The sequence below is a fragment of the Streptomyces sp. NPDC007205 genome, from assembly GCF_040634095.1.
Classification (GTDB): Bacteria; Actinomycetota; Actinomycetes; order Streptomycetales; family Streptomycetaceae; genus Streptomyces.
In genome coordinates, this window is the sequence record NZ_JBEYEW010000001.1 from 252,867 (window position 1) to 271,903 (window position 19,037).

At 70.4% G+C, this 19,037-nt stretch carries 16 protein-coding genes and 1 pseudogene; 9 read left to right on the forward strand and 8 right to left on the reverse strand.

What is annotated here, in order from left to right; genetic code table 11:
- Nucleotides 1-31: 31 nt before the first annotated feature.
- From ABZ624_RS01150 to ABZ624_RS01160, 3 genes are all read right to left on the reverse strand, one after another.
- On the reverse strand, nt 32-763 hold the full coding sequence (locus ABZ624_RS01150; RefSeq protein ID WP_360081480.1) for a Mut7-C RNAse domain-containing protein: 732 nt from the start codon (nt 761-763) through the stop codon (nt 32-34).
- 33 nt (nt 764-796) lie between these two features.
- The gene (locus tag ABZ624_RS01155; protein ID WP_360081481.1) at nt 797-1,441 is read right to left on the reverse strand and encodes a TetR family transcriptional regulator; all 645 of its coding nucleotides are present in this window, start codon (nt 1,439-1,441) and stop codon (nt 797-799) included.
- Nucleotides 1,442-1,608: 167 nt separating this feature from the next.
- Entirely contained in the window at nt 1,609-2,322 is a 714-nt protein-coding gene (locus ABZ624_RS01160) for a hemolysin III family protein (RefSeq protein ID WP_360081482.1), read from the reverse strand.
- Between the two features lie 310 nt (nt 2,323-2,632).
- Between ABZ624_RS01160 and ABZ624_RS01165 the strand changes: the two genes are divergently transcribed.
- Nucleotides 2,633-4,453 carry a phosphoenolpyruvate carboxykinase (GTP) gene (locus ABZ624_RS01165; protein ID WP_360081483.1) on the forward strand — a complete coding sequence of 607 codons (1,821 nt, stop codon included), beginning with the start codon at nt 2,633-2,635 and terminating at the stop codon, nt 4,451-4,453.
- A gap of 271 nt (nt 4,454-4,724) precedes the next feature.
- Here ABZ624_RS01165 and ABZ624_RS01170 read toward each other — a convergent pair whose 3' ends face one another.
- Both ABZ624_RS01170 and ABZ624_RS01175 read right to left on the reverse strand, forming a co-directional pair.
- Nucleotides 4,725-5,144, reverse strand: a complete 420-nt coding sequence (locus ABZ624_RS01170) for a hypothetical protein (protein WP_360081484.1) — start codon at nt 5,142-5,144, stop codon at nt 4,725-4,727.
- Nucleotides 5,145-5,243: 99 nt separating this feature from the next.
- Nucleotides 5,244-6,455, reverse strand: a complete 1,212-nt coding sequence (locus ABZ624_RS01175) for a pyridoxal phosphate-dependent aminotransferase (RefSeq protein WP_360081485.1) — start codon at nt 6,453-6,455, stop codon at nt 5,244-5,246.
- 124 nt (nt 6,456-6,579) lie between these two features.
- On the opposite strand from ABZ624_RS01175, the gene ABZ624_RS01180 reads away from it, so the two are divergent.
- A complete protein-coding gene (locus ABZ624_RS01180; protein ID WP_360081486.1) occupies nt 6,580-7,341 on the forward strand; it encodes a hypothetical protein in 762 nt (253 codons plus the stop codon).
- A 406-nt stretch (nt 7,342-7,747) separates the two neighbouring features.
- The gene (locus tag ABZ624_RS01185; protein WP_360081487.1) at nt 7,748-8,581 is read left to right on the forward strand and encodes a serine protease; all 834 of its coding nucleotides are present in this window, start codon (nt 7,748-7,750) and stop codon (nt 8,579-8,581) included.
- 6 nt (nt 8,582-8,587) lie between these two features.
- Here ABZ624_RS01185 and ABZ624_RS01190 read toward each other — a convergent pair whose 3' ends face one another.
- Together ABZ624_RS01190 and ABZ624_RS01195 are read right to left on the reverse strand one after the other, a co-directional pair.
- Nucleotides 8,588-10,213 carry a D-aminoacylase gene (locus tag ABZ624_RS01190; RefSeq protein ID WP_360081488.1) on the reverse strand — a complete coding sequence of 542 codons (1,626 nt, stop codon included), beginning with the start codon at nt 10,211-10,213 and terminating at the stop codon, nt 8,588-8,590.
- A 24-nt stretch (nt 10,214-10,237) separates the two neighbouring features.
- Nucleotides 10,238-11,509 (reverse strand): amino acid deaminase, encoded by a 1,272-nt coding sequence (locus tag ABZ624_RS01195; RefSeq protein ID WP_360081489.1) that lies wholly within the window; start codon nt 11,507-11,509, stop codon nt 10,238-10,240.
- Between the two features lie 166 nt (nt 11,510-11,675).
- On the opposite strand from ABZ624_RS01195, the gene ABZ624_RS01200 reads away from it, so the two are divergent.
- The 6 genes and pseudogenes from ABZ624_RS01200 to ABZ624_RS01225 all read left to right on the forward strand — a co-directional run.
- Nucleotides 11,676-12,728 carry a sugar kinase gene (locus ABZ624_RS01200; RefSeq protein ID WP_360081490.1) on the forward strand — a complete coding sequence of 351 codons (1,053 nt, stop codon included), beginning with the start codon at nt 11,676-11,678 and terminating at the stop codon, nt 12,726-12,728.
- Nucleotides 12,725-13,486 carry an IclR family transcriptional regulator gene (locus ABZ624_RS01205; RefSeq protein WP_360081491.1) on the forward strand — a complete coding sequence of 254 codons (762 nt, stop codon included), beginning with the start codon at nt 12,725-12,727 and terminating at the stop codon, nt 13,484-13,486. Before ABZ624_RS01200 ends, ABZ624_RS01205 begins: the two co-directional genes overlap by 4 nt.
- Nucleotides 13,483-13,902 (forward strand): RidA family protein, encoded by a 420-nt coding sequence (locus tag ABZ624_RS01210; protein WP_360081492.1) that lies wholly within the window; start codon nt 13,483-13,485, stop codon nt 13,900-13,902. Before ABZ624_RS01205 ends, ABZ624_RS01210 begins: the two co-directional genes overlap by 4 nt.
- A 122-nt stretch (nt 13,903-14,024) precedes the next feature.
- Entirely contained in the window at nt 14,025-15,521 is a 1,497-nt protein-coding gene (locus ABZ624_RS01215; protein ID WP_360081493.1) for a gluconate:H+ symporter, read from the forward strand.
- Nucleotides 15,522-15,600: 79 nt separating this feature from the next.
- Nucleotides 15,601-16,188 (forward strand): hypothetical protein, encoded by a 588-nt coding sequence (locus ABZ624_RS01220; RefSeq protein ID WP_360081494.1) that lies wholly within the window; start codon nt 15,601-15,603, stop codon nt 16,186-16,188.
- 78 nt (nt 16,189-16,266) lie between these two features.
- Nucleotides 16,267-16,950, forward strand: a pseudogene (locus ABZ624_RS01225) (hypothetical protein); the annotation flags it as partial.
- Between the two features lie 138 nt (nt 16,951-17,088).
- Here the strand turns inward: ABZ624_RS01225 and ABZ624_RS01230 are convergent.
- On the reverse strand, nt 17,089-18,807 hold the full coding sequence (locus ABZ624_RS01230) for a glycoside hydrolase family 18 protein (protein ID WP_360081495.1): 1,719 nt from the start codon (nt 18,805-18,807) through the stop codon (nt 17,089-17,091).
- Nucleotides 18,808-19,037: the final 230 nt, after the last annotated feature.

A 19,037-nucleotide genomic window follows, 5' to 3' on the forward strand; every position in this document is an offset into this window, starting at 1 on the left:
CCGCCCGGTCCCGGCAGATCGGCGCGGGTACTCAATCGGCCTGGGTACGCATGCTCAACGCCCGCTCCACGACCGCCTTCAGCTGGTCGTGGTGGGCGCCCTTCCAGTAGGCGCGGCCGCATGCCGTGCACTGGGCGAAGACGTCGTACGAGCGTTGCGTGCCGTGCTTGAGCTGGTGGGCGACCTCGGCCTTCGTGGCCTGCTTCAGCAGGCCGTTGCAGGCGGTGCAGCGCGTCCACGGGTTCAGGTCGGGGGCGAAGCGGTCCAGGACGTCGTGCAGCTGGTCGTCGGGGCGGGTGCTGTAGACGAAGGCCCCGGCCCACAGTTCACGGCGGCGCAGCAGGCCCCGGTCGCGGCTCAGCATCACCCGCTTCTCGGCCGCCGAGCGCGCGGCCAGCGCCGGGTCGCCGATGTCCGTCGACTCGTACGCCGTGTCCACGCCGAGCAGGCGCAGCCGGCGGGCCAGGGTGCCGAGGTGGACGTCGAGGAGGAAGCGGAGCGGGGCGCCGGGGACCTGCTGGGGGCGGGTGACGGGACGGACGGACACGGTCTCGCCCGCCGCCGGGATGTGCGAGACGGGCACCTCGCGGCCGTCCACGACCAGTGCGCCGACCTCGGTCAGCGGGACGCCGAGGGACTCGATGACATGGCCGAGCGTCGAGACGCCGTCGGTGCCGAGCGGCGTGGCGCCGGCCCGTCGGGCGGCCGGCACGAACAGGTGCAGCGCGGGGGCGACTTCGACGTGGATCTCGGGTCCGTTCACTCCGTCAGGATCGCACGGGAGGCCGCCGGGACCTCAGCGGTTTTCGTTCGGGAGGCCGTGCTCCATGACGTCCAGGGTGCGGTCGACCAGGGCTGCGAAGTCGTCCCGGTGGTCGTTCTCCGCCCAGTACATCGACGTCTCCATCAGGCCGCCGATCAGGGACATGGCGTAGACCCGGACCTCCAGGCTCTCCGGGTCGCGGCCCGTGCGCTCGCCGATGGCCTGGCAGAGCATCCGGCCGGTGGCCGACATGCTCTCCATCATCCGTGAGCGCACCGCCGGGACCTGCACCATGAGGTGGGTCCGCAGCCGGGAGACCGCGAGGTCGTTCGTCATGCCGAACTCGACGGCCCGGTGCAGGACGTACCGCATGGTCTCGAACCAGGGTTCGCCGGCGGGCCGCGCCCGGATCTCCTCCAGGATGAGCGGGTCGTACTCGTCCGTGAGGACGATGTCCTCCTTGGTCGGGAAGTACCGGAACACGGTCGACGGCGACACCTCGGCCCGCTCGGCGATCTGGTCGATCGTCGTGGCGTCGTAGCCCTGCTCTCCGATCAGTGAGTAGGTCGCCGCGCGGATCGCCTCCCGGGTCTTGATCTTCTTGCGTTCCCGCAGGCTGAGGCGGGGCCGGTCGGCGGGGGAGGTGCTGGGGGTGCGTGCGGCCGTCATGCGGGACATTGTCAGGCATCCGCGACGGGGGTGTCCGGCAGCGGCAGGCCGCGTAACCATTAAATGACAGTAACTATCAAAATCATGTAACCGTCTATGGCGATCTGGTGTCAGGCGCACGAAAACGGCCACGGCTGGTGAGCCGTGGCCGGAAGGGAAGGGAAGGGGGGTGAGGGCTACGCGTGCTGGTAGGCCACCAGCGAGATGCCGACGTAGTGGACGACGAACGCGGCGAGCGTGAAGGAGTGGAAGACCTCGTGGAAGCCGAACCAGCGCGGGGACGGGTTCGGGCGCTTCATGCCGTAGATCACGCCGCCGGCGCTGTAGAGCAGGCCGCCGACGATCACCAGGACCAGCACCGCTATGCCGCCGGTGCGCATGAAGTCGGGCAGGAAGAAGACGGCCGCCCAGCCCATCGCGATGTAGCAGGGCGTGTAGAGCCAGCGCGGGGCGCCGACCCAGAAGACGCGGAAGACGATGCCGGCCGCGGCGGCGGCCCAGATCCCCCACAGCAGCCACTGCCCCTTGGCGCCGGGCAGCAGCAGCATCGTCAGCGGGGTGTAGGTGCCCGCGATGATCAGGAAGATGTTGGCGTGGTCCAGGCGGCGCAGGACGCCGTCCATCCGGGGGCTCCAGTTGCCCCGGTGGTACAGCGCGCTGACGCCGAAGAGCAGGCAGGCCGTCAGGACGTAGATCCCGCAGGCGATGCGGCCTCTGGTGGAGTCGGCGAGGGCGGTGAGCACGAGGCCCGCGATGAGTACGGCCGGGAACATGCCGAGGTGCAGCCAGCCGCGGAGCCTGGGCTTGACCGGGTGCGGCAAGGAGAGCGCGACGGAACCGCGGCCGCTGGCCGGCGTCTCCGTGGGCGCGTCGGGGGCGGACGCAGTCATGCGAGGCATGGTACCTACGGCGCCGTTAGTCGGGTATCAGCGCGGGTCTTGGTCGATCGAACGCAAAAAGACCTTCAGGTGACGCATACCTGGACGTAAAGGGAACGCAAACAGGCCTGGAAACCGTGGGCTTCGTCACTTCGCTCACCTGTGAGGCCCGCTGGACATATGGGCACTCGTGTCGGATACGATCAAATGAGTGCGGTCGGCACCGGATGAGCAACCGCGAAGCATCCGGGTCGCAGCCCCCACGGGGCAACAAGGAAAAAATCCCCTCACAAGGGTATGAATCCCTCACTTAGGAGCAACCGTGGCGCGCGACAACTCGGCTTCCACCGTTCCCAGCAACCACCAGGAACTGATCTCGTGGGTCGACGAGATCGCCGAACTGACGCAGCCGGACAGCGTGGTCTGGTGTGACGGCTCCGAGGCCGAGTACGACCGGCTGTGTGCAGAGCTGGTGGCCAAGGGCACCTTCAAGAAGCTCGACCCGATCAAGCGCCCCAACTCCTACTACGCCGCCTCCGACCCGACCGACGTCGCCCGGGTCGAGGACCGGACCTTCATCTGCTCCGAGAAGGAGGAGGACGCCGGCCCGACCAACCACTGGAAGGCCCCCGCCGAGATGCGGGAGATCTTCAGCGGCGAGAAGGGCCTGTTCCGCGGCTCCATGCGGGGCCGCACCATGTACGTCGTCCCGTTCTGCATGGGCCCGCTGGGCTCCCCGCTGTCCGCGATCGGCGTGGAGATCACCGACTCCGCCTACGTCGCCGTCTCCATGCGCACGATGACGCGCATGGGGCAGCCGGTCCTGGACGAGCTGGGCGACGAGGGCTTCTTCGTGAAGGCGGTGCACACCCTCGGCGCCCCGCTGGAGGAGGGCCAGGAGGACGTGCCGTGGCCGTGCAACTCCACCAAGTACATCTCCCACTTCCCCGAGGACCGCGAGATCTGGTCCTACGGCTCCGGCTACGGTGGCAACGCCCTCCTCGGCAAGAAGTGCTACGCCCTGCGCATCGCCTCCGTCATGGCCCGTGACGAGGGCTGGCTGGCCGAGCACATGCTGATCCTCAAGCTCACCCCGCCGCAGGGCGAGTCCAAGTACGTGGCGGCGGCCTTCCCCTCCGCGTGCGGCAAGACCAACCTCGCCATGCTGGAGCCCACCATCTCCGGCTGGACCGTGGAGACCATCGGCGACGACATCGCCTGGATGCGCTTCGGCGAGGACGGCCGCCTGTACGCGATCAACCCCGAGGCCGGCTTCTTCGGCGTCGCGCCCGGCACCGGTGAGCACACCAACGCCAACGCGATGAAGACCCTGTGGGGCAACGCGGTCTTCACCAACGTCGCGCTCACCGACGACGGTGACGTGTGGTGGGAGGGCATGACCGAGCAGGCCCCGGCCCACCTGACCGACTGGAAGGGCAACGACTGGACGCCGGCGTCCGAGACCCCGGCCGCACATCCCAACGCCCGCTTCACGGTCCCCGCGTCCCAGTGCCCGATCATCGCGCCGGAGTGGGAGGACCCGAAGGGCGTGCCGATCTCGGCGATCCTCTTCGGCGGCCGGCGCGCCAGCGCGGTGCCGCTGGTGACGGAGTCCTTCGACTGGAACCACGGTGTCTTCCTCGGCGCGAACGTGGCCTCCGAGAAGACCGCCGCCGCCGAGGGCAAGGTCGGTGAGCTGCGCCGCGACCCGTTCGCGATGCTGCCGTTCTGCGGCTACAACATGGGCGACTACATGGGCCACTGGGTCGACGTCGCCAAGGGCAAGGACCAGTCCAAGCTGCCGAAGATCTACTACGTCAACTGGTTCCGCAAGAACGACGAGGGCAAGTTCGTCTGGCCGGGCTTCGGCGAGAACTCCCGTGTCCTGAAGTGGATCGTGGAGCGCCTGGACGGCAAGGCCGAGGGCGTCGAGACCCCGATCGGCGTGCTGCCGGCCAAGGGTGCGCTGGACACCAAGGGCCTCGAACTGTCCGAGTCCGACCTGGACTTCCTGCTCACGGTCGACAAGGAGGTCTGGCGCGAGGAGGCCGCCCTGGTCCCCGAGCACCTCAACACCTTCGGCGACCACACCCCGAAGGAGCTGTGGGACCAGTACCGCGCACTGGTGGAGCGCCTGGGCTAGTCCCGCCCGAGACTCCACGGCCGGTCTGGATGCCCTGACCAGCGATCGTCACGGCCGGCCGTGGTGACCACCCACCGGGGCCCCGCACAAAGGCGTGCGGGGCCCCGGCTTCCGTTGCTGCGGCTTCCGTTGCTGTGCCAGGCAGCCGCAAGACGACACGAGGCCCTACGGCGATGCGCACCCGGCCGAAGCCAACGCGGTGTGTGGCGCCCGGTCCGCGCGTCGCTGCGGGTGCACGCGGACCGGGGCCGATCGTGGGACCCCGGTGGGGTCAGGCGGTGGTGCTCAGTTCCTTCGGCTCCGGCAGTGCGTCGGCGTGCGCGTCCATCCGCTCGGCCGCGAGGATCGCCGCCGCCGTGTCCGCACGCGAGGCGGCCACCACGAGTGCCCGCCCGGCGAGAGCGTGCGCGCGCCGGTGCAGCGCTGCGGGGTCGCCGGTGGCGGACGGCGTCGCCCGCAGCGGGGCGCGTCCTCCCCGGAGCCGGGCCACCTGTTCGGCGAGCCGCTCGGCGGAGGTCTCCAGGTCGGCCGACGGGGTCAGCCCGCACAGTTCGTCGGTCACGGCGAGCAGGGCCGCCAGGTGCCCGGCGAGCTGGATGTCCAGCTCCTCCTCGCGTGACCGGTGGGGGAAGTCGGAGGGGGTGCCGGCCATCGTGCTGTGGACCGACTTGGTGCGGATCGGTTCGTACATGGGTGATGGCCTCCTGTGCTCTGACAGGAAGCCATCCTAGCTTGGATTTCGTCTAAAGTTGAGTCGGGTCACGGAAAGGAGTCGGTGGAGCTCGTTCCGCTACGGCTGGCTGTACCCGTCCAGGAAGTTCCCGATCCGGGTGATCGCGTCCCGGAGATCGCCGACCGTCGGCAGGGTCACCACACGGAAGTGGTCCGGCTCCGGCCAGTTGAAGCCCGTGCCCTGGACGACCATGATCTTCTCCTGGCGCAGCAGGTCCAGGACCATCCGCCGGTCGTCCCTGATCTTGAAGACCTGGGGGTCGAGGCGCGGGAAGAGATACAGCGCACCCTTGGGCCGTACGCAGCTCACGCCCGGGATCTGCGTCAGCAGCTCGTAGGCGGTGTCCACCTGCTCCTTCAGCCGCCCGCCCGGCAGCACCAGGTCGTTGATCGACTGGCGTCCGCTGAGCGCGGCGACCACCCCGTGCTGTCCCGGCATGTTCGCGCACAGGCGCATGTTCGCCAGGATCGTCAGACCCTCGAGGTAGGAGTCGGCGTGGGCGCGCGGGCCGGAGACCGACATCCAGCCGACCCGGTAGCCGGCCACCCGGTACGCCTTCGACATGCCGTTGAACGTGAGGGTGAGCAGGTCGGGGGCGACCTTGGCGGTCGGGGTGTGGGTGGCGCCGTCGTAGAGGATCTTGTCGTAGATCTCGTCGGAGCACACCAGCAGGTTGTGCCGGCGGGCGATGTCGGTGAGCCCCTTGAGCATCGCCTCGTCGTACACGGCCCCCGTCGGATTGTTGGGGTTGATGATCACGATCGCCTTGGTGCGGTCGGTGATCTTGCGTTCGACGTCGGCGAGGTCGGGCATCCAGTCGGACTGCTCGTCGCAGCGGTAGTGCACCGCCGTGCCGCCGGAGAGGGAGACGGCCGCCGTCCACAGGGGGTAGTCCGGGGCCGGTACGAGGACCTCGTCGCCGTCGTCGAGAAGCCCCTGCATGGCCATCACGATCAGCTCGGAGACGCCGTTGCCGATGAAGACGTGCTCGACGTCCGTCTCGATGCCGAGGGTCTGGTTGTGCATGACGACCGCGCGGCGGGCGGCCAGCAGGCCCTTGGCGTCGCCGTAGCCGTGCGCGCTGGAGACGTTGCGGAGGATGTCCTCGAGGATCTCCGGCGGGCACTCGAAGCCGAAGGCGGCCGGGTTGCCGGTGTTGAGCTTGAGAATGCGGTGCCCTGCCGCCTCGAGCCGCATGGCCTCCTCGAGAACCGGGCCCCGGATCTCGTAACAGACGTTGGCGAGCTTGGTCGACTGGATCACCTGCATGCCGTGAGCTTACGGCCCGGTAATGCCTCGTGGGCCGTGTTTTCCACCACGTGAGACCGGAGGTTTGCCCGGATATCGCCGAAGGCTGTCTCAGGAGTCACTTGCGTCCCTACAATCCGCTGTCATGTCCACCGAACGGGAGCACCAGGCGGGGGTGTACGGCGCGCAGGACCCGGGCGGTGAGCACCGGGAGCGGCCGGACGCGACCTCCGCACAGCCGTCGCCTCCGGCACCGAGCGTGTACCTCTGGCAGGCCCCGGCGCCGGCGTACGAGGAGTACGCCGACCCTGCGGCGGCGCACGGCTGGCAGAGCGCCTACGACGAGACACGCGAGCTGCCTCCGCTGACCGAGCCGACCGGGCCGACCGGGCCGACCGAGCCGGGTGAGCCGGTCCGGCCGGGTGAGGGGCGGGCCGCGCGGCGGCGTGCCGGGCGGCGCACGGGCGGCCGCCGGCGGGTGGCGGCCGTCGTCGGGGTGCTGGGCGTGGCCGGAGCGGTCGCGGTGATCGCCGCTGTGGCGGGCGGCTCGGATGCCGCGGCCCCGGACGGGTCCCGGCCGGCCGACGGCCGGCGGGTCGCCGTCGGTGACTCGGCCACCGCGAGCCCCCGCACGGACAACGGCTCCCCGGCCCCGACCGCCGCGACGGCCGCCACCGGCTCCCCCTCGGCCGCGCCACCCGGCTCGACAGCCTCCCCGGCCGTCCACGCGTCCCGGTCGACCGCCACCCCGACCACCACCACGACCGCCGCACCCACCGCTCCCCTCACCGCTCCACCCACCTCCACCTCCACGCCCACCGCAACGACAGCCGGCCCGACCGCCTCCACGTCCGTCCTGCCGGGCGGCCGGGGCCACGGTCGCGGCACGACGAAACACCCCCGCTGACCGTCGGGCGTCGGTGGTGCGTCAACCCGGCTTTCGGGCAGGGCACTCGGTCTGCCGCTGGGTGGTAGGGCGGGCCCGCATGCGAGAGTTGCCTGCATGACCGGGCATCCCTCTCCGGCGGGACGGATGCCGTCGGCTTCGCAGATCCACAGCGCCCGGACGCTCGGCGAGCCGGCGGTCGCCGTGCGCGGCCTGCCGAACCCTCAGGGGTCTCGCCCTGTTCGGGGCTGTTGTCACGAAACCCCCTGAGAAATAGCGGAGTTGCATAGGTCGGGAGGTACAGGGAAACCCCTATGACCTGACGCCGCTCCTTGTTCACACCCCTCCCAGCATTGAGAATGCGCATGACAAATGAAGGGCGGCCGGAAGATGTCCGGTCGCCCAAGTCGTCCGAGGGGACCCCCACATGAACAAGCCTCTCCTTGCCGCACTCTCCTCCGTGGCCCTGGCCGGGCTGGGCGCCGCCCCCGCGGTCGCCGCCCCGCACACCGCCAAACCCCCTGCGGTCACCGTCAACTTCGCCGGCACCGTCTCGCTCAGCAACTGCTCCGGCTCCGTCATCCGCTTCCCCAACTCCGCCGACACCGACCCGGCGCTCGTGCTGACCAACGGCCACTGCCTGGAGACCGGCTTCCCCGGGCCCGGGGAGGTCATCACCGGCCAGTCCTCCAGCCGTAGCTTCGGCCTGCTCAACGCCAGCGGCAGCAAGGTCGCCACCCTCCGTGCCAACCAGGTCGTCTACTCGACCATGACGGACACGGACGTCACGATCTACCGCACCACCACGACGTACGCGGCGATCAAGAACTCCTACGGCATCTCCCCGCTCACGGTGCAGGACACGCACCCCACCGCCGGCACCGCCATCAAGGTGGTCTCCGGCTACTGGAAGCGCACCTACAGCTGCAACGTCGACGGGTTCGTGTACCGGCTGAAGGAGGGCGACTGGACCTGGAAGGACTCGGTCCGTTACACCTCCTCCTGCAACACCATCGGCGGCACCTCGGGCTCCCCGGTGATCGACACCGCCACCGGCAAGGTCGTCGCCGTCAACAACACCGGCAACGAGGACGGCGAGCGCTGCACCGAGAACAACCCCTGCGAGGTCGACGAGAGCGGCAACGTCACCGTCCGCCAGGGCATCAACTACGCCGAGGAGACGTACAACATCCCGGCCTGCTTCACCACCGGCAACAAGCTCGACCTCGGCGCGGCCGGCTGCACCCTGCCGAAGCCGTAAGGGCGCTCACACCGGCGTACGGCGGACGGACCGGCCCGCGAGCACGTCCGTCCGCTTCCCGTCCTCGATGACGAACCGGCCGTCGACGAGGACGTGCGGGATACCCGTGGGAAGGGTGCGCGGCGCGGCGAAGGTCGCGCCGGGCGCCACCGTCTCCGGGTCGAACAGCACCAGGTCGGCCCGGTACCCCTCGCGCACCAGCCCCCGGTCCGGCAGTCGCAGCCGGGCCGCGGGCCGGGACGTGAGGTGGGCGACGCACTCCTCCAGCGAGAGGATCCCCAACTCCCGTACGTAGTGGCCGAGATACCGCGGGAAGGTGCCGTAGGCGCGCGGGTGCGGTTTGTCGCCGTGCAGGATGCCGTCGGAACCGCCCGTGTGTGTGCGGTGCCGCATGATCGTGCGGACGTTCTCCTCGTGGCCGACGTGCTGGAGGATCGTCGTACCGAGCCGGTCCTGGATCAGGAGGCGGCGGGCGGTGTCCCAGGGGGCCTCGCCGCGCACGCGGGCCGCCTCCCGGACGGTACGGCCCACGAGGTCCCCGAACGCGGGCTCGGTGACCCCGGAGATCTCGATCGTCTCCCACTCCACGGGCACCCCGTGGCAGCCGTCCGAGCCGGTCACCTCCAGGTCGTGCCGGATCCGCGCGGCCGTCGCCGGGTCGGTGAGGCGCGCCAGGATCTGTCCCGGGCCGCCCTCGCTCGCCCAGCTCGGCAGCAGCGCGGCCAGGGTGGTGCAGCCGGGCGTGTAGGGGTAGGTGTCGAGGGTGATGTCCGCGCCCGCGTCCAGCGCCCGGTCCAGCAGGGCCAGCAGCTCCGGCGCTCGGCCCTCGTTCACGCCGAAGTTCATCGTGGCGTGGGCCAGGTGGAGCGGACAGTCGGCCTCCCGGGCGAGGGCGATCATCTCGGCGTAGGCCTCCGGGGCGCTGGCGCCGTAGGAGCGGTGGTGCGGGCAGTAGTAGCCGCCGTACGACGCCACCACCCGGCACAGTTCGGTGAGTTCGGAGTCCGGGGCGTACCCGCCGGGGGTGTAGGTGAGCCCGGACGACAGCCCGACCGCGCCCTGCTCCATTGACTCCGCGACCAACTGCCGCATCCGGCCCAGCTCTTCGGGGGTGGCCGCGCGGTCCTCCCAGCCGACGACGAGGGCACGGACGGTGCCCTGGGGGATGAGGTAGGCCGCGTTGACGGCGATCCCGCGGCCGTCGATTCCGCGGTCGAGGCGGTCGAGGTACTCACCCACCGACCGCCAGCCGAAGTCGATGTCGTCGCCGTATCCGTTCCACCCGGTGATCGCCCGCCGCACCTCCTCCAGGGTGCGGTCGTCCACCGGCGCGTACGACAGCCCGTCCTGGCCGATGACCTCCAGCGTCACCCCCTGCGCCGCCTTCGCGCTGTGGTCGGGGTCGCGCAGCAGGGCGAGGTCGGAGTGGGCGTGCATGTCGATGAAGCCGGGGGAGAGGACCAGGCCCTCCGCGTCCAGCTCCCGCATCGCGCGCGGGCGCTGGCAGCCTGCCGCGGCGGCCTCCTTGACGATCGAGACGATCCGGCCGCCGTCGATCACCACATCGGCCCGGTACGACGCGTCGCCGCTGCCGTCGACGACGTCGGCGTCCCGGATGACCAGGTCCTCCATGTCCCGCCTCCTCTTCACCGGCTCCTAGAAGAACGTACGGACGTAGTCGACGACCGTCCCGTCCGCCTCGGCCACCGGGATCAGCTGCCACTTGTCGAAGGACGTGCACGGGTGGGACAGACCGAGGCCGACCCAGTCGCCCACCTCCACGTCCGCGCCCGGTTCCGTGCGCAGCCAGGTGTGCTGGTCGGACAGGCCGGTCACGGCGATGCCGGTGGCCGGGCGCTCGACACCGTTCCGGCGTACCACCTGCGCGGTGGGCAGGTCCAGGTCGTGGGCGGCGTCGCGCTTGCCCGCGTTGGCGAAGGCCTGCTCGGGGGTGGGCCGGGAGACGACCTGCGCCCACAGCCGGAAGGCGGGCTCCAGGGCGCCCTCCTCGGGCACCCGGGTGAAGGGGGTGATCCTGCGGTAGTGCCCGTCGTCGTGCGAGACGTACGCCCCCGAGCGCAGCAGCTTCAGCACGGGCGCGGACAGCTCGGGGAGCTCGGCGAGGACGTCGGACACCGCGTCGAACCAGGCGCTGCCGCCCGCGCTGACGATGATCTCCTCGGCCTTCCCGAACCGTCCGCCCTTGTCGAGCTCGACGGCGAGCGTCACCAGCCGCCGCAGATACGACCGCACCCGTTCCGGGTCCGCGCGCGGCACCTCGCCCTCGTACCCCGCCACGCCCACGAGCCGCAGCGTCCCGGTCCGGGCCACCGCGGCGGCGACGGCCTGCGCCTCCGCCTCCGTGCGCACACCGGTCCGGGCCCCGTCGCCCGCACCCAGCTCGACCACGACGTCCACGGGGCGGGTGGCGCCGTGGCCGCGCAGGGCGGTGTCCATCAGCTCGACGCCGCGCACGGAGTCGACGTAGCAGACGAACCGGAAGCCGGGGTCGGCGGCGAGTTCCGCGGCGATCCACCGGAGCGCCGGGGCGTCCACCAGCTCATTGGCGAGAAAGACCCGCTGGATGCCGAACTCCCGGGCGACGCGGACCTGATGGGGCATCGCGAGTGTGATGCCCCAGGCGCCGTGCTCGATCTGGCGGTGGAAGAGCTGAGGGGCCATGGAGGTCTTGCCGTGCGGGGCGAAGGCGAGGCCGTGCCGGGCGGTGTACGTCTGCATGAGCGCCAGGTTGTGCGCGAGCCGCTCGGCGGAGAGGACGAGGACGGGGGTGGGGAAGCCGCCCGTGAAGAGGTTGCGGCGCTGGGCGGCCAGCTCGCCGACGGTGAGGCCGTCGGTGTCCGGCGGGAGGCCCTTGAAGCGGTGGTCGACGCGGTCCTCGGCCAGGCGGGCGAGCGCTTCGGTGCTCATGGAGCCCCTCTCTCGGCCGTTGCATTCTCTGCAACAGCCATTGCATGTAGTGCCAATTGGTGTCTAGCATCTCGCCGACACCGGGTCAACGGAGCAGCTACCCGGTCATCGGACAGGAGTCATCATCAACGACGCTGCTTACCTCTCGTCCGTTGCGCACGACCGCGTGGGCGTTGTGGAGACCGTGGACGTAGCGGCGCTCGGCGAGTCCATGGTCACCTTCCTGCCCAGCCGGCCGGGCCGCCTCGCGGACGTGCCCTCCTTCGACCGCGCGATCGGCGGCGCCGAGTCCAACGTGGCCTGCGTGCTGGCCGCCGCAGGCCACACCGCCCGCTGGGTCGGCCGGGTCGGCGCGGACGGCTTCGGCGACCATCTGGTGGAGCGCGTCGCGGGGTACGGCGTCGACGTCTCGTCCGTCGACCGGGACCCGTTCCGGCCCACGGGGGTGTACTTCCGCACGGCCGGAGACCGCGGCACCGGCGCGCACGAGGTGGCGTACTACCGGGCCGGTTCGGCGGCGTCGGCGATGTCCGTGGCCCACGTGGACCTGGCGGCGGCGTGGTCCGGCCGTGTGCTGCACCTGTCCGGGATCACGGCGGCACTCTCCGCCGAGTGCCTGGAGCTGATGTACGCGCTGACGGCACCCCGCCCCGGTCGTCCCCTGGTCTCCTTCGACGTCAACTACCGGCCCGCGCTGTGGCGCCACACCCCTGACGGACCGAACACGCTGCTGGAACTGGCGCGGCGCGCGGACATCGTGTTGCTGGGCGACGACGAGGCACGCGACGCCTGGAGGCTGCACGGTGGACGAGCCGTTGTGGGAGCGCTGCCCGAACCGGCGATCGTCGTCGTCAAGCAGGGCAAGGGCGGAGCGACCGCCTTCGAGAAGGGCAGCGACGGCACGGAGGACGCCGACGGCACGGCGACGTTCGTCCCCGCACCGAAGGTGGACGTCGTCGCCCACGTCGGCGCGGGCGATGCCTTCGCCGCGGGTTTCCTCTCCGGCACCCTCCGCGGCCTGCCCCTCAAGACGCGGCTGCGGTACGGCCACCTCTTCGCCGCCGCGACCCTCACCACCCCCGCCGACCTGGCCGCCCCTCCCGCCCGGGACCACGCCGACCGCCTGACCGCCCTGGACGACACCGCATGGGGGAGACTTCGACTCGCCCCCGGCTGGACGCAGGCCGAGTGGGGCAAGGAGGAGGCGAACACCCCATGAGTCAGACCGTCGACCGCGCCCTGAGCATCCTGCCCCTGCTCGCAGAGGGCCCCGCCGACCTCGGCCAGGTCGCCGACCGCCTGGGCGTGCACAAATCCACGGCACTCCGCCTTCTGCGCACCCTGCACGAGCACGGCCTGGTCTACCGCCAGTCCGACCAGCGCTACCGCCTCGGCACCCGCCTCTTCGCCCTCGCCCAGGAGGCGATGGAGAACCTCGACGTCCGCGAGATCGCCCACCCCCACCTCGTCCGGCTGAACGATACCTGCGGCCACACCGTGCACCTCGCCGTCTACGAGGAGAACGAGGTCCTCTACATCGACAAGGTGGACAGCCGCTACCCCGTCCGCATGTACTCGCGGATCGGCAAGCCCGTCGCCCTCACGGTCGCGGCCGTCGCGAAACTCCTCCTCGCCGACCTCCCCGAGCCCGAGCGCCGCGCCCTCGCGGACAAGCTCGACTACCCCCTCTACACGGCCCGTTCGACCCCGAACGCCGAGGCCTTCCTCAAGGAGCTGGCCACGGTGCGCGAACAGGGCTGGGCCACCGACCTCGGCGGTCACGAGGAGTCCATCAACTGCGTCGCCGCCCCGATCCGCGGCGCCGACGGCCGGGTGGTCGCCGCCATGTCGGTGTCCGCGCCGAACGTCGTCGTCACCGCCGAGGAACTCCTCACCCTGCTCCCGCAGGTCCGCCGTACCGCGGAAGCGATCAGCGGCGAGTACTCCGGACGAACGCCAGTAAAGGACCCCGAATGACGGACCAGACGGAAAAGCTCGCCCTCACCCCGAAGACGCACACCACCCCGCCCGCCAAGTTCTCGCACGGCGTGAAGAAGGGCAACATCCTCCAGGTCGCCGGCCAGGTCGGCTTCCTGCCCGCCGCGGACGGCAAGCCCCCGGCCCCGGCCGGCCCCTCCTTGCGCGAGCAGACCCTGCAGACCCTCGCCAACGTCAAGGCGATCCTCGAAGAGGGCGGCGCGAGCTGGGACGACGTGATGATGATCCGCGTCTACCTGACGGATGTGGACCACTTCGCCGAGATGAACGACATCTACGACACCTACTTCGAGGAGCAGGGCCTCACCCAGCCGCCCGCCGCCCGGACCACCGTCTACGTCGGTCTCCCGGCCGGCCTCCTCATCGAGATCGACGCGCTCGCCGTACTCGGCTGAGCCCCTGACGGCCCCTCACCTCCCGCACGTCCGTCGACGGTACGGCGGCCCCCAACCCCGGCCCGCCGTACCGCGATTCCCCCTGCCGGAAAGCACGATGCATTTAAGAAGAGGACCCCCGTATGTCCTTCCCTCCCGCCCTGCTCGCCGCAACCGCCCCCACCGCTCCCACCGCCCCGCCACCCCACACCGGAGGCCTGCTCCTCCTCCTCGACGGCACCCCCGGCCTCCTCGCCGTCGCCGCCCTGGGCATAGCCCTCCTCCTCTTCCTGATCATCAAGGTCCGGCTCCAGCCCTTCGTGGCGCTCCTCGCCGTCTCCATGGCCGTGGGCCTGTCGGCCGGCCTCTCGGTCACCGAACTCTTCGGCACCGTCCAGCGCTCCGACGCCGTCTCCACCATCGAGTCCGGCATGGGCGGCATCCTCGGCCATGTCGCGATCATCATCGGCCTCGGCACGATGCTCGGCGCGATCCTGGAGGTCAGCGGAGGCGCGGAGGCGCTGGCGGCCCGCCTGCTGGGGCTCTTCGGCGAACGCCGCGCCCCTCTGGCCATGGGCCTGACCGGCCTGATCTTCGGCATCCCGGTCTTCTTCGACGTGGGCATCTTCGTCCTGGCGCCGCTCGTCCACGCGGCGGCGAAACGCGGCGGCAGGTCGATCCTCCTCTACTGCCTCCCGCTGCTCGCCGGACTCTCCATGACCCACGCCTTCCTGCCCCCGCACCCCGGCCCGGTCGCCGCCGCGGGCCTCCTCCACGTCCAGCTCGGCTGGATCATCCTCATGGGCGTCGTCTGCGGCATCCCGGCCGTGCTGGCCGCCTGGGCGTTCTCCGCCTGGATCGGAAAACGGATCTTCGTCGCCGTACCGCAGGACATGGTGGAGGCGGCGGAGGAGGCGAAGCGGGCGGTCGTGGCCGAGCAGCGCGCCCAGGGCGTGGAACCCGGAGAGAAGCCGGTACCGCTCGCCACGGTCCTGGCCGTCATCGGCACCCCTCTGCTCCTCATCCTCGCGGCCACCTTCTCCTCGATCGCCCTGGACCCGTCCCCCGCCCGCTCGGTCCTGGAGTTCTTCGGCAACCCGTTCGTGGCCCTGACCCTGGCCCTCCTCCTCGCCTACTACCTCCTGGGAATCCGCCGGGGCTGGTCCCGCAAGTCCCTGGAGACGGTGTCGACTTCGTCCCTGAGGCCGGTCGGCAACATCCTGCTGGTGGTCGGTGCGGGCGGCGTCTTCGGTGCCGTACTGAAGGCGAGCGGGGTGGCGCAGGCGCTGTCGGACACCTTCCACGGCGTGGGCCTGCCGGTGATCGTGCTGTCGTACCTGATCTCCCTGGTCCTGCGGGTGGCCCAGGGCTCGGCGACGGTCGCGATCGTGACGACGGCGGGCATCGTGGCGCCCCTGCTCTCGGAGGGCCGCCACTCCCAGGCCTTCGTGGCCCTGGTCATCATGGCCATTTCCGCAGGCTCGATCTTCGCCTCGCACGTCAACGACGGTGGCTTCTGGATGGTGGCCAAGTACTTCGGCATCAGCGAACGCGACACACTGCGGACGTGGACCGTCCTGGAATCGGTGCTGTCGGTGGCGGGGTTCGCGGTGGCGGCGGCGGTGAGTGTGTTCGTGTGAGTGTGAGTGTGACGTGAGTGAACCCGGGGATGAGCGGGCTGACTGGTTCCGGCACAGGGAAGTCGTCCATACTGCCGCCGTGGAGCAGCGCATAGGAGCGAGCAGCAAGCCGTCCAAGGGCGAGCCGTTGAAGGTCGAGCCCGTGACGGGCGCCGGTTTCGACCCGGCGTTCATCCCCGGCCTCACGGCCCCGGCACCGGCGAAGTCCGACGAGCCGGAGCCGGAGGACGCGGAGGCATCGGCAGAGCCGACAGGGCCTGAGGTCTCCAAGGCGAGCGGGACGACCGGGCAAGCCGCGGAGCCCGCGGGTGACGAAGGCCCGGCGGACGGCCCCGTCTTCGAGGCCGCCGACCGCCGCGCGAAGATCGTGGCCGACCACAAGGGCGTCCGCCTCCGCCTGGACGAGGAGTCCTGCGAGTTCCGCTGGGACGAGATCGCCGCGGTCGAGACGGAGTCCCCCCGCTTCGGCAAGCGTTTCACGATCACGGTTCACACCCCGGACCGCCGCTGGTACCCGATCGAGATCGAGGCGACGGCCAGGAACCGCTTCACGGAGTGGGACGAGCAGCTGGACGCGGTACTCGACGCGTACTTCGAGGAAGAGCCCGCCGGGCCCGGTGCGGACGGCTCCGCGGGTGAAGACAGCGCACGCGAACAGTCCGCATAGGGGTCCGGCGCTCTCCGGCAGCTTCGGTGCTCGTCACCGGAAGGGAACGGTCAGCCAGGGGCTGTCGGGCTCGGCTGTGGGAAGGTGGACGAGCGCAAGCGGGGCAGCTGGCCGTACTACCTCTCCTACCTGTACGAGAAGTACCGCTGCGAACCGGTGCTCATCGTCATTACCCAGAGCAGCAAGACGGCCCAGTGGGCCTCGCGTCCCATCCGCTTCGGCTTCCGGGACTGGCACTCGCTGACGGTACGGCCCCTCGTTCTCGGCCCCGACAACGTACCGATCATCGCGGACGAGCGGCAGGCCGAACGGGACGTCCCCCTTGCGGTGCTCTCGGCCATGACACACGGGCGTGGACCGCAGGCTCCGGCCATACTGGAATCCCTGGCCACCGCCCTGCGGACCATCGACCCCGACAGTGCCGCAGTCTTCGTGCAATTTGTCGGCTCCTGCCTGGCCGACCCCCAGGCGAAGCAGATGTGGAGGGATCTGATGACGGCGATCCAGTACTTCTGGCGACACCCCCTCGCCGAACAGGTACGCGAGGAAGGCCGAGAACAAGGCCTGGAGCAGGGCCTGGAGCAGGGCCGGGCTCAGGCCAAGGCCGAGATGGTCCTGCAGATCCTCGAATGGCGGAAGGTGCCCGTGCCCGATGCGGTACGTGAGCGGGTCCAGTCCTGCACGGACCTCGGTCAGCTGGAGGTCTGGGCCCAGCGAGCCGTACACGCTGCGGACGCGGCGGAGTTGTTCGGCGACGGGTGAGCACGTGGCCGTTGGGCCGCTCGCTTCCGGGCCATTGCCGTGCCTCCGCGAGGTGAGCCAAGAGCGCTCCCGCTCCTCTTGAGCGCGACAACGCCCGGGCCCCAAGGGCCCGGGCGCCACAGCTAAGCGAAACCCACGTCACGGCAGCGCATGCACATGCGCCCCCACCGCACTGGACCACGCGTTCCCCGCCGACGCGTCCCAGTTCGTCGACCAGGTCATCGCGCCCCGCAGGTCGGGGTAGGTCTTGGACGGCTTGAAGGTGCCGCAGTTGGTGCCCACCGTCAGGCAGTCCAGGGCGTTGTCGACCACCGCCGGGGACACGTATCCGCTGCCCGCCGCGCTCGTGGAGGCCGGAAGGCCCAGGCCCACCTGGGACGGGGCGAGGCCGCCCTGGAGCTGGATGCAGGCCAGGGCCGTGAGGAAGTCGACCGAACCCTGGCTGTAGACCTTGCCGTCGCAGCCGAGCATGGAACCGCTGTTGTAGTACTGCATGTTGACGACCGTGAGGATGTCCTTGATGTTCAGGGCCGTCTGGAAGTAGGCGTTCGATGTCGACTGCATGTCGATCGTCTGCGGTGCCATCGTGATGATCAGGGAGGAGCCCGCTTTCGACGACAGCGCACGCAGTGCCTGGGTCATGTAGGTCGCGTTGAGGCCGTTCTCCAGGTCGATGTCCACGCCGTCGAAGCCGTACGTCTGCATCAGCGAGTAGACCGAGTTCACGAAGTTCGCCGCCGATGCGGAGTCGCTCACCGACACCGTGCCGTTCTGGCCGCCGATCGAGACGATGACCTTCTTGCCGGCCGCCTGCTTGGCCTTGACGTCCGCCTTGAACTGGTCGGCGGTGTAGCCGCCCAGGCCGGACGAGTCCAGGTTGAAGGTCACGGCACCCGGCGTCGAGGTCGCGTCCGCGAAGGCCACGGCGATGATGTCGTACGACGACGGGACGTCCGACAGCCTCTGGACCTTCGCGCCGTTGTTGAAGTTCTGCCAGTAGCCCGTCACCGCGTGCTTGGGCAGGGAGCCACCGGCACCACCACCGCCGGAGGTCGTCGTGGCCGTCACCGGCGCCGACTTCGCCGACTCGCCCGCCGCGTTCGTCGCCGTCACCTGGACGGAGTACGAGGTCGAGGGCGTCAGACCCGTCAGCGTCGCCGACGTTCCCGTCACCGCCGTCACCTTCGTGCCGGCCCGGTAGACGTTGTAGCCCGTCGCGCCCGAAACCCCGGCCCAGGACAACGACACCGACGAGGAGGTCGTGGACGAGACCGTCAGGCCGGTGGGAGCCGCCGGGACCGTCGGGGCCGGGTCGCCGCCTCCGCCGCCGTCGGGGCCGTAGACCGAGATGTCGTCGGCGTAGTACGCCGCCTGGCCGTACCAGCCGTGGGTGTAGATCGTGACCGACGTCGTCGACGCGCCCGTGGTGAAGGTCGTGGACAGCTGTTTCCAGGCGGACGTGTCCGGCGTCCACGTGGACACGTCCGTCGTGCCCGTGCCCGTCACGCCCAGGTAGGAGTAGCCGCCCTGCACCCATGCGCTCAGCGCATAGGTCGAGTTGGGCCTGACCGCGACCGTCTGGGTGCACTGGGCGTTGTCCTGGCCGGCCGGCGTCGCCTTCAGCGCGGCCGACCCGCCGTGTGCCGGGGAGGAGACCGTCGTGCCGCTGCCGGCCGTACAGGTCCAGTTGGTCAGGCCCGACTCGAAGCCCGCGTTCCTGACGTTGTTGACGTCCGCCGCGGAGGCCGGGCCGGCGGCTGCGGTGAGGCCGGCGACCGAGAGGGCGAGGGCGGTGGCCGCGGACCACAGGGTGATTCGGCGTCCGCGGGGTCTGGGTATGCCTGGTGCATGGTCCACTGGAGCCTCCGGTGGGGAGTGCGAAGCAGGAGAGGGAGTTCGCGGGGAGGGAAGAGGGACGGTGGCCACCGTTGGGCTACAAGTTGGTCCAGACCAATCTGGGTGTCAAGAGGTTCAGACCAAAACTGTTTCCGGGCATCCGCTCAAGCTGTCCGGATTTGGCGGGAGTTGTGACCGGAGAGTTCCGCGCGAGCTTCACAAACGCTGTTCTCCGGCCATCCGGCCGTGGA

Bases quoted from the DNA above. Each gene is read 5' to 3' on its own strand.
- ABZ624_RS01155 (WP_360081481.1), bottom strand. From the start codon at position 1,441: ATGTCCCGCATGACGGCCGCACGCACCCCCAGCACCTCCCCCGCCGAC.
- ABZ624_RS01160 (WP_360081482.1), bottom strand. From the start codon at position 2,322: ATGACTGCGTCCGCCCCCGACGCGCCCACGGAGACGCCGGCCAGCGGC.
- ABZ624_RS01170 (WP_360081484.1), bottom strand. From the start codon at position 5,144: ATGTACGAACCGATCCGCACCAAGTCGGTCCACAGCACGATGGCCGGC.
- ABZ624_RS01175 (WP_360081485.1), bottom strand. From the start codon at position 6,455: ATGCAGGTGATCCAGTCGACCAAGCTCGCCAACGTCTGTTACGAGATC.
- ABZ624_RS01180 (WP_360081486.1), top strand. From the start codon at position 6,580: ATGTCCACCGAACGGGAGCACCAGGCGGGGGTGTACGGCGCGCAGGAC.
- ABZ624_RS01185 (WP_360081487.1), top strand. From the start codon at position 7,748: ATGAACAAGCCTCTCCTTGCCGCACTCTCCTCCGTGGCCCTGGCCGGG.
- ABZ624_RS01190 (WP_360081488.1), bottom strand. From the start codon at position 10,213: ATGGAGGACCTGGTCATCCGGGACGCCGACGTCGTCGACGGCAGCGGC.
- ABZ624_RS01195 (WP_360081489.1), bottom strand. From the start codon at position 11,509: ATGAGCACCGAAGCGCTCGCCCGCCTGGCCGAGGACCGCGTCGACCAC.
- ABZ624_RS01205 (WP_360081491.1), top strand. From the start codon at position 12,725: ATGAGTCAGACCGTCGACCGCGCCCTGAGCATCCTGCCCCTGCTCGCA.
- ABZ624_RS01210 (WP_360081492.1), top strand. From the start codon at position 13,483: ATGACGGACCAGACGGAAAAGCTCGCCCTCACCCCGAAGACGCACACC.
- ABZ624_RS01215 (WP_360081493.1), top strand. From the start codon at position 14,025: ATGTCCTTCCCTCCCGCCCTGCTCGCCGCAACCGCCCCCACCGCTCCC.